Raw genomic sequence first — 8750 nt, 5'->3', positions numbered from 1 at the left:
CGTCGGACTCGACTGCCCAGCCGAAGAACTCCTCAACCTGCACCCGCTGCTTAATCACATTGAGGCAATGTTCAAAGTGGTGGAGCACCTCGCTCTTCGTCGCCAAGTACGAGCGGTCCTGGCCCAGAGTCCACTTGATGTTTCCGGCGGTGAACATCGGATGCGGCTGGTGCAGTCGCACGTACGGGTAGGTATCGACCCACATGCCGCCGACGCGGTCACGGCGGTCGACCAGGATGACCTTCTGATCGCGAGACAGGTACCGGCTGGCGACGAACAGGGCATTGAGTCCGGCGAGGCCGGCCCCCACGATGCAGACGTCGCAGCTCGCTAATCCGGGCGTCTCCGCTGAGCAGACGCCGACATCCGCCGCAACGCTCTGTATCGTGACAGCCGACGTTTGAGGTTCGGGCATCGATTGGCCTTCCGTCGCAGCACGACATCCCACATACGGGGTGGCGCAGGGCTCATTATGACTCGCCCCCCGACGCGGCATTGCCCCAGGCCAAGCGCCATAGCTGCATCGTACGAACCACATCGCCGACATACATCGTCCCTTGGTCGGAAATTCGCGTCATCCCAGGGTCGTAGGGGCGTCCGCAGCCGCACTACCGCGCGGGAACCGCGATTATTCAAAAAATATGAAGGCGCCCAGGCGTGACGGGAATCCGGCTGCTTGCTGCGATCACCGAGACCGATTCGCTGGCAGAGTGGTCACCAAAACGATGCACCTAACCGAATGCCACGGCGCGGACGTGAGCTCCCGAGCGCGGTTCGAGGGCTACCGCTATTTGTCGTGACTGGCACGAAACGGGTTCTCTACTCGCACGCCGGCGTAGTCTTCGCCGTCGCTGAGGTCCTCGGAGAGGACGACATCGCAGCCGAGCGAGCGGCTAGCCTCGAGGATCGCGGCGTCCCAGTAAGAGATGCCAAAACGCCGATGTGTCGCAAATGCGGCCAGCATCAGGCCCGCTGTGATGGGCGCGACGGAAAAGCGCATGAACGACTCGACCAACTCGATGGCCTGCTCACGGGTGAGCGGATCCCGCCGGCTCTTGCGCGTCGCCTGGACGTAGAACTCCTGCAGAACCTGAACGGATAGCGCTATGTCCCGGCCGGCGAGGATTTCGTTGGCGCGCTTCGTCTTGTCCTGCTCTCCGCGATCGCGCGAGATCGCATATAGCAGGACATTGGTGTCAATGAACCGCACGGTCGTGGACGTCGTCACGGCTCAGGCGGTCGCGCGCGCGAAAGTTGCGGATTTCGCCCTGGACCCGCCGCTGCTTTGCCTCCAGTCGAGCGAATTCCGTCTCCCGCTCGGAAAGCGAGTTTAGGAACTCGGCAACGAGGGCGCTCAGGGACTTGCCGAGCTCCGCTGCCCGAATCCGCGCCGTGCGATAGACGTCGTCAGCAACCGACACGGTGATGTTCTTCACAGGCTCACAGTATCACAGATTCTGTGATAGTTGCTCCAGCGTTTCGTCGTTGGCGCGGAAGATCGGTTCCAACGGAACCGCGAACCTTTCGGCCATGTCCGTCAACGTTTTCGACCACACCCGGTCGGCGGATGAAACCGGCCCACGCCCGGGCCCGGTCAGTAGCAACGCCACCGTGTTTCGCGGTCCCAGGTCGTCGAGCAGCGTGCGCAGCGCCGACATCAGGTTCCACACGATGCGTCCTTGTGGCCGCGGGCGCACCGGGATGTGGCTGAGCTTCCTGGTGAAGCAGCGATCCGGCCCAATCAGGCCGAACCACAGCAGCCGTTCGTCAAATCCCAGCGGCCCCATCAGCGCACGCCACCGCTGGCGCAGATCGGCTGCTGAGTAAACCGGATCGCATGCGGTGGCAATTTGCGGAATCGGCAACAGCTCGTGATGACTCATTCGCGCATCATCAGCGGTCGGCGGCGCCGCGGGTAGTCAGCTATCCACAGCCCGCAGGACCGCGAACGAATACGGCTGCAACTCGGTGGTCGTGGCAGCGACGCTGGGCGAAGCGGAGCACAGCACCACCTCGCCGGTAACCGGAACGGCCGCCGCCTCGGCGCCCAGGTTGCAGGCGACCGCCAACCGGCCCCGGTGCATGACGATCCAGCGGCGGTCCTCGTCGTAGTCGATCACCAGGTGGTCGAGCCACGGGTCGCCCAGGTCAGTTTCATCACGCCGCAGTGTGATCAGGTCCTGATAGAGCCGGCGCAGTCGCGCATGGTCACCGGTGTCGGCCTCGTCCCAGTCCAATTTCGAGCGCTGGAAGGTCTGCGGGTCCTGCGGGTCGGGGATATCGTCGGCGTCCCAACCGTGATCAGCGAACTCCTGCTTGCGTCCCTCAGCGGTGGCGCGCGCCAGCTCGGGCTCTGGATGGGAGCTGAAGAATTGAAACGGGGTCGACGCGCCCCATTCCTCGCCCATGAAAAGCATTGCAGTGTAGGGAGACCCGAGTACCAGCGCGGCTTTGACGGCCAGCTGGCCATAGGTCAGGCTTTGCGACGGGCGATCTCCCAGCGCGCGATTGCCGACCTGGTCGTGGGTGCAGGTGTAGGCCAGCAGCCGGGTGGCCGGAATCCCTGAGCTCTCCGCTGTGTTCAATGGCCGTCCGTGTCGCCTCTTGCGAAACGACGAATATGTGCCCGCGTGGAAGAAGCCGTTGCGCAACGTTTTTGCCAGTGTGGCCAGCGAACCGAAGTCGGCGTAGTAGCCCTGGCGCTCCCCGGACACCGCAGTGTGGATGGCGTGGTGGATGTCGTCATCCCACTGCGCGGTCATCCCGTAGCCGCCGCTGCGACCGCGCGTGATCGTCCGCGGGTCGTTGACGTCGCTCTCCGCGATCAGCGATAGCGGACGGTCCAGTTCCTCGGCCAGTAGTGCGGTTTCGGCCGATAGCTCTGCCAGGATATGGATCGCGGTGGTGTCCACCAGCGCATGAACGGCGTCTAGGCGCAGCCCGTCGGCGTGGAAATCACGCATCCAGCGCAGCGCACAGTCGATGATGTAGCGGCGCACTTCGTCGGAGTCGGCGTCGGCGATGTTGATGCCTTCTCCCCACGGGTTACTCGCGGACGACAGGTACGGCCCGAACCGCGGCAGGTAGTTACCCGACGGGCCGAGATGGTTGAACACCGCGTCGATCAGCACGCCCAGGCCGCGGCGATGGCAGCCGTCGACGAACCGGATCAGCCCGTCGGGTCCGCCGTAGGGTTCATGCACCGCGTACCACAGCACCCCGTCGTATCCCCAGCCGTGTGTGCCCGAGAACGCGTTGACCGGCATCACCTCGACGAAGTCAACGCCGAGATCCACCAAGTAATCCAGCTTTTCGATCGCCGAGTCGAAGGTGCCCTCGGGCGTGAAGGTACCGATGTGCAGCTCGTAGATCACCGCACCCTGCACCGAACGGCCGGTCCAGCCGCTGTCCGTCCACGCCTCGGTCGCGGGCTCCCACAACTGCGAGCGGCCGTGCACGCCGTCGGGCTGCCGGGGCGATCGCGGGTCGGGCAGCACCTTCGGATCGTCGTCGAGGAGATACCCGTAGCGGGCAGTTGGTGCCGCGTCGACAGTGGTCCGCCACCAGCCGTCCTGGCTGCGCGTCATCGGATGAACCTCACCCTCGACGTCGACGCGGACCTTCTCCGGTCTGGGTGCCCACACGGCGAATTCAGCCATTGGTGCGCTCCAGCAGGGCCACCGGCAGCTCCGCGAACAACTCGGTGGCCGGTACCTGACCGGTGACCACCGCGCCGGTCAGCGTGTCGGTCCACCCGCCCTCGGGCATCGACACCACGGTGTCGCCCCAGCCGGATTGCTCGAGGTGCACCGTCCAGCGGGTCACGGCGACCAGCACGTCGTCACCGCGCACGAACGCCAGCACATGATTGGCGGCGGTTCCCCCGGCAAGTACCGGGTGGTAGCCGCCCCGCAGGAAGGTGTCCGGACGGGCGCGGCGCAATTGCAAGGCCGCTTTGACGACTCGAATTTTCGGATGCTGCAAGGACCTCAGGGCTTGGCGTCGGGCTTCGTAGTCCACCGGGCGTCGGTTGTCCGGGTCGACCAGGCTGTCGTCCCACAACTCCGTGCCCTGATAAATGTCGGGGATGCCGGGCACGGTCAGGGCGAGCAGCTTTTGGCCCAACGCGTCGTTCTCGGCGTGCGCTTGGAGCCGGAGCACCAGGTTGGTCAGCTCGCGCGCCACCGGGCCGTCGAGCACGGCGTCCAGCCAGCCGTGCACCGCACTCTCGAAGTCGGCGTTCGGGTTGTGCCAGGAGGTGTGCCAGGCCGCTTCTCGTATGGCCTTCTCGCCGTATCCGTGTAACCGGTCGCGCAGTTCGCTAGTGACCTCGCCGGTGGCCGGCCAGACGCCGAAGATGTTCTGCCACAGAAACAATCCGGTGGCCGGGTCAGGGGCGGGGGTCGCGGCTTCCCAGCGGGCGACGAATTCGGCCCACAGCGACGGAACCTGGGACAGCACACCGATGCGGGCCCGGACGTCCTCGCCGCGTTTGGTGTCATGGGTCGACAACGTCGTCATCGCCTGCGGCCAGAGTCGGGCGCGGGCCGCGGCGCGGTGATGGAATTCCGCGGCGCCGACGCCGAAGCGATGTGGTTCGCCGCCAACTTCGTTCAGCGACACCAGCCGGGCGTCGCGGTAGAACAGGCAATCCTCGACGGCCTTTGCGGTCACCGCGCCGCACAGTTGCTGCAGCCGCGTCGACGGTTCACCGCCGCCGGCCAACGCGCTCGCAATCAGCTGCAGTGGAACGTCCAATTCCGGTGCAGCAGACTGGGTCGCCGCCAGCGCAGCAGGCAGTATTGCGGCCAAACCGCGGTAGTCGGTGCGATAGACGTCGATGTGTGTGAGTAGCGCGGCCACAGCTGCGGGCAGTTCGGGGTGGTCGGCGCCGGCCGCCGCGACGATGCACCGCCGCAGCCTGCCCAACTCGGCGGCCAAGGTCTCGGTGGCCGCGGCGGTCTTGAGATCGGCCAGCATGGCCGGGGTGTGTTGGTAGTCGATGCCCGCGGATTCGAGCAACGCCGTCAACGCCGGTGCACCGTTCGGGTCGACGAAAATCCCGCCGATCTCCCGAAGCACGTCGTAACCCGTTGTCCCGGCTATCGGTAGCGTCGGCTCCAACGCCTCGTCGACGGCGAGGATCTTCTCGATCACGATCCAGGCGTCGGGTCCGATGAGTTCGCGCAGCCGGTGCAGGTAGCCCGGTGGATCCGACAAGCCGTCGGGATGGTCGATGCGTATGCCGTCGACGAGCCCCTCGGCGAACCAGCGGGCCACCTCGGCGTGGCTGGCGTCGAACACCGAACGATCCTCCTGGCGCAGCCCGGCCAGCGATGTGATCGAAAAGAAACGGCGATAACCACACCGTCCGTGCCGCCACCCGATCAGCCGGTAATGTTGGCGGTCGTGCACCTCGGGGCCGGTGCCGTGACCGGTACCGGGGGCGATCGGGAACGCCAGAGTACCCCGCCGTAAAAGATCACCGTCGACGGTCAAGTCGGCAACGTCGTCGTCAGAACCCAATACCGGCAACACTATTCGGCCATCGGCCAGATCCCAGTCGATGTCAAAATGCGGCGCATAGGTCGACGACGGGCCGTGCCGCAGCACATCCCACCACCACGGGTTCTGCTCCGGCTTGTCCACCCCGACGTGGTTGGGGACGATGTCGACCACCAGTCCCATGCCGCGGGCCCGCGCCGCCGCCGACAGCCGCGCCAGACCCGCCGGGCCGCCGAGTTCGGCCGACACCGTCGTCGGGTCGGTGACGTCGTAACCGTGCGCCGACCCGCCGACCGGCGTCAGGATCGGCGACAGATACAGGTGCGACACTCCGAGCTCGTCGAGATAATCGAGCAGGTTCTCGGCGTCGGCAAAGGTAAACCCGAAACCGCTCGACTCACCCCGCAGCTGCAACCGGTAGGTGGCCAGTACGGGAAAAGCCATGCGTCACTGAGTCTTACGGAACACGATCAGCGCCCGGCCCGGCAGCGAGACTTCGTCGCCGTCGTGCACGACCAGCTTTACCGAACCGGTGGCATCGGTGGTGTCCAGTTCGGCCGTCCACTCCGCGGCGTAGTCATCATCGGGCATGACGAAATCCACTGTGTGGTCATGGGCGTTGAAGCACAACAGAAACGAGTCGTCGACCACCCGCTCGCCGCGCTCATCGGGTTCGGGTATCGCTTCGCCGTTGAGGAACACCGCGATGCACTTGTCGAACTCGGCGCCCCAGTCCTGATGGGTCATTTCCTTGCCCACCGGTGTCAGCCAGGCGATGTCACGCACCTCGTCCCCGCTGCGGATCGGCTCGCCGTCGAAGAACCGCCGGCGACGAAAGACCGGATGGTCTTTGCGCAAGGCGGTGACTTTGCGGGTGAATGCCAGCTGGTCACTGTTCTTGTCGACCAGCGACCAGTCCATCCAGGACAATTCGGAGTCCTGGCAGTAGACGTTGTTGTTGCCGTGCTGGGTGCGTCCCATCTCGTCGCCGTGCGCGATCATCGGAGTTCCCTGGCTGAGCACCAGCGTTGCCATAATGTTCCGCATCTGCCGGCACCGCAGATCCATGATCTCGGGGTCATCGGTTGGTCCTTCGACGCCGCAGTTCCAGGACCGATTGTAGCTTTCGCCGTCCTGGTTGTCTTCACCATTGGCCTCGTTGTGCTTGTCGTTGTAGGACACCAGATCATTCAGGGTGAACCCGTCGTGGGCGACGACGAAATTGATGCTGGCACTGGGACGTCGGCCGGTCGCCTCATACAGGTCCGACGACCCGGTGAGCCGGGACGCAAACTCGCCAAGGGTCGCGGGCTCGCCCCGCCAAAAGTCACGCACGGTATCGCGGTACTTCCCATTCCATTCGGTCCACAAACCCGGGAAGTTGCCGACCTGGTAGCCGCCTTCGCCGACATCCCACGGCTCGGCAATTAGCTTGACCTGGCTGACCACCGGATCCTGCTGCACCAGGTCGAAGAACGCGCTCAGCCGGTCGACGTCGTAAAACTCGCGAGCCAATGTGGACGCGAGGTCGAAGCGGAAGCCGTCGACATGCATCTCGGTCACCCAGTACCGCAGCGAGTCCATGATCAGCTGCAAGGTGTGCGGATGGCGCGCGTTGAGGCTGTTACCCGTGCCGGTGAAATCCTTGTAGAACCGCAGGTCCTCGTCGACCAGCCGGTAGTAGGCGGCGTTGTCGATGCCGCGGAAGTTGATCGTCGGACCGAGGTGATTGCCTTCGGCGGTGTGGTTGTAGACCACGTCGAGGATGACTTCGATATCTTCCTCATGAAACGCGCGGACCATGGACTTGAACTCGGACACCGCACCGCCGGCGTGCCGGTTCGCGGCGTACTGGCTGTGCGGGGCGAAAAACCCAAAGGTGTTGTAGCCCCAGTAATTCCGCAGCCCCAACTGCAGTAGCCGATGGTCGTGCAGGAATTGGTGTACCGGCATCAGTTCGATTGCGGTGACATTCAGCGATTTGAGGTGATCGATGATCGCCGGATGCGCCAGCCCGGCGTAGGTGCCACGGAGTGCTTCGGGGATACCTGGATGGGTCTCGGTCATCCCCTTGACATGCGCCTCGTAGATAACCGTCTCGTGATACGGCGTGCGGGGGGCACGGTCGGTCGCCCAGTCGAAGAACGGATTGATCACCACGCTGGTCATGGTGTGCCCGAGCGAATCGACCTGAGGGGGAGTGCCGGTCTCGGCGGGGTCTTCGGCCGCGACGGCCATGTCGTAAGAGAACAGCGCCTGGTCGAACGTGAACTCGCCGTCGAACGACTTCCCGTACGGGTCGAGCAACAGCTTGCTGGGGTCACAGCGGTGACCAGTCGACGGGTCGAACGGCCCGTGCACCCGAAACCCGTAGCGCTGTCCTGGGCTGACGGTCGGCAGATAAGCGTGCCAAACGTATCCGTCGACCTCCTCAAGAGGGATTCGACTCTCCTGCCCGTCGTCGTGAATCAGGCACAACTCGACCTTTTCAGCGATCTCGGAGAACAGCGCGAAGTTGGTGCCGCCGCCGTCGAAAGTGGCGCCGAGCGGATAACTGCTGCCCGGCCATACGGTGACCAGCTTGGGCGGAGTTGCAGCGACACCATTGGTCGGGTCTGACGGCGGCATCCTTCGACTTTATCGGCGACCGGATCTGATCGCCCTGCGTCCCCCACGCGCATCGTCACCACCAACCGGTGGCCGCCCCGACCTGCCGAGCCAGCTCATTGGTCATGGTGCGCATGTAAGTGGCCGACAGGTGATGGGCGTCGTGGTATACCAACACGTTTCCCTCGACGGCGGGGCAAATGTCGGGGCGGCAGACGGCATCGCTCATGTCCAGCGGTTTGAGCAGCGGGAACTGCTCGACCCAATCGAGAGTGGGATTGTGGTCAGCCAGCACGTCGGAGCGCTTGATACCGCATGACAGTGCGTCGCCGCCCTTGGCCAGGCAGTCCGATGGGTTGAACGGCTGACCGTCTTTGACCAGCCACGGCGTGTCTCGCATCGCAAGGATCGGAATGTTGTTGTCGGAGAACGTTTGCCAGATCCCAACATAGGTTCCGGGCATCACATCTCCGGGCTTGATGTTCCAGGGCCGGGTGGAGGTGGTGAACACGTAGTCCGGATGTTCGGTCACCACCTGGGCCATGGCCTTGGGCACCCAGTCGCGACACTCCGGGTATGGCGCATTGTTGCCCATCACCAACGGCATCTGTTCGGTAGAAAGCGGGCAGCCCATCTTG

The 8750-nt window shown here is 64.5% G+C and carries 8 protein-coding genes; all 8 read right to left on the bottom strand.

Features of this window, described 5'->3' with window-relative positions; genetic code table 11:
* Nucleotides 1-415 (bottom strand): NAD(P)-binding protein (locus WAN71_RS04125; RefSeq protein ID WP_422224113.1); only part of this gene is annotated, 415 nt, incomplete at its 3' end.
* Between the two features lie 372 nt (nt 416-787).
* Complete coding sequence (locus tag WAN71_RS04120) at nt 788-1228, bottom strand: PIN domain-containing protein (protein WP_422224112.1); 441 nt, start codon at nt 1226-1228, stop codon at nt 788-790.
* Nucleotides 1197-1436 carry a hypothetical protein gene (locus WAN71_RS04115; RefSeq protein ID WP_422224111.1) on the bottom strand — a complete coding sequence of 80 codons (240 nt, stop codon included), beginning with the start codon at nt 1434-1436 and terminating at the stop codon, nt 1197-1199. Before WAN71_RS04115 ends, WAN71_RS04120 begins: the two co-directional genes overlap by 32 nt.
* A gap of 12 nt (nt 1437-1448) precedes the next feature.
* A complete protein-coding gene (locus WAN71_RS04110) occupies nt 1449-1883 on the bottom strand; it encodes a hypothetical protein (protein ID WP_422224110.1) in 435 nt (144 codons plus the stop codon).
* Nucleotides 1884-1919: 36 nt separating this feature from the next.
* Nucleotides 1920-3659 carry a malto-oligosyltrehalose trehalohydrolase gene (gene treZ / locus WAN71_RS04105; protein ID WP_422224109.1) on the bottom strand — a complete coding sequence of 580 codons (1740 nt, stop codon included), beginning with the start codon at nt 3657-3659 and terminating at the stop codon, nt 1920-1922.
* The gene (gene treY, locus WAN71_RS04100; protein WP_422224108.1) at nt 3652-5949 is read right to left on the bottom strand and encodes a malto-oligosyltrehalose synthase; all 2298 of its coding nucleotides are present in this window, start codon (nt 5947-5949) and stop codon (nt 3652-3654) included. The genes treZ and treY overlap by 8 nt, the downstream gene beginning before the upstream one ends.
* A 3-nt stretch (nt 5950-5952) precedes the next feature.
* On the bottom strand, nt 5953-8133 hold the full coding sequence (gene glgX, locus WAN71_RS04095; protein WP_422224107.1) for a glycogen debranching protein GlgX: 2181 nt from the start codon (nt 8131-8133) through the stop codon (nt 5953-5955).
* 55 nt (nt 8134-8188) lie between these two features.
* Nucleotides 8189-8750 (bottom strand): SGNH hydrolase domain-containing protein (locus WAN71_RS04090; protein WP_422224106.1); only part of this gene is annotated, 562 nt, incomplete at its 5' end.

The organism is Mycobacterium sp. (assembly GCF_049280035.1).
Classification (GTDB): Bacteria; Actinomycetota; Actinomycetes; order Mycobacteriales; family Mycobacteriaceae; genus Mycobacterium.
The sequence above is the reverse complement of the archived record's forward strand: the minus strand, read 5'-3'. Positions and strand labels throughout refer to the sequence as shown.

Coding starts and splice junctions, on each gene's coding strand:
- treY (WP_422224108.1), bottom strand. CDS start 5,949: ATGGCTTTTCCCGTACTGGCCACCTACCGGTTGCAGCTGCGGGGTGAG.
- treZ (WP_422224109.1), bottom strand. CDS start 3,659: ATGGCTGAATTCGCCGTGTGGGCACCCAGACCGGAGAAGGTCCGCGTC.
- glgX (WP_422224107.1), bottom strand. CDS start 8,133: ATGCCGCCGTCAGACCCGACCAATGGTGTCGCTGCAACTCCGCCCAAG.
- WAN71_RS04110 (WP_422224110.1), bottom strand. CDS start 1,883: ATGAGTCATCACGAGCTGTTGCCGATTCCGCAAATTGCCACCGCATGC.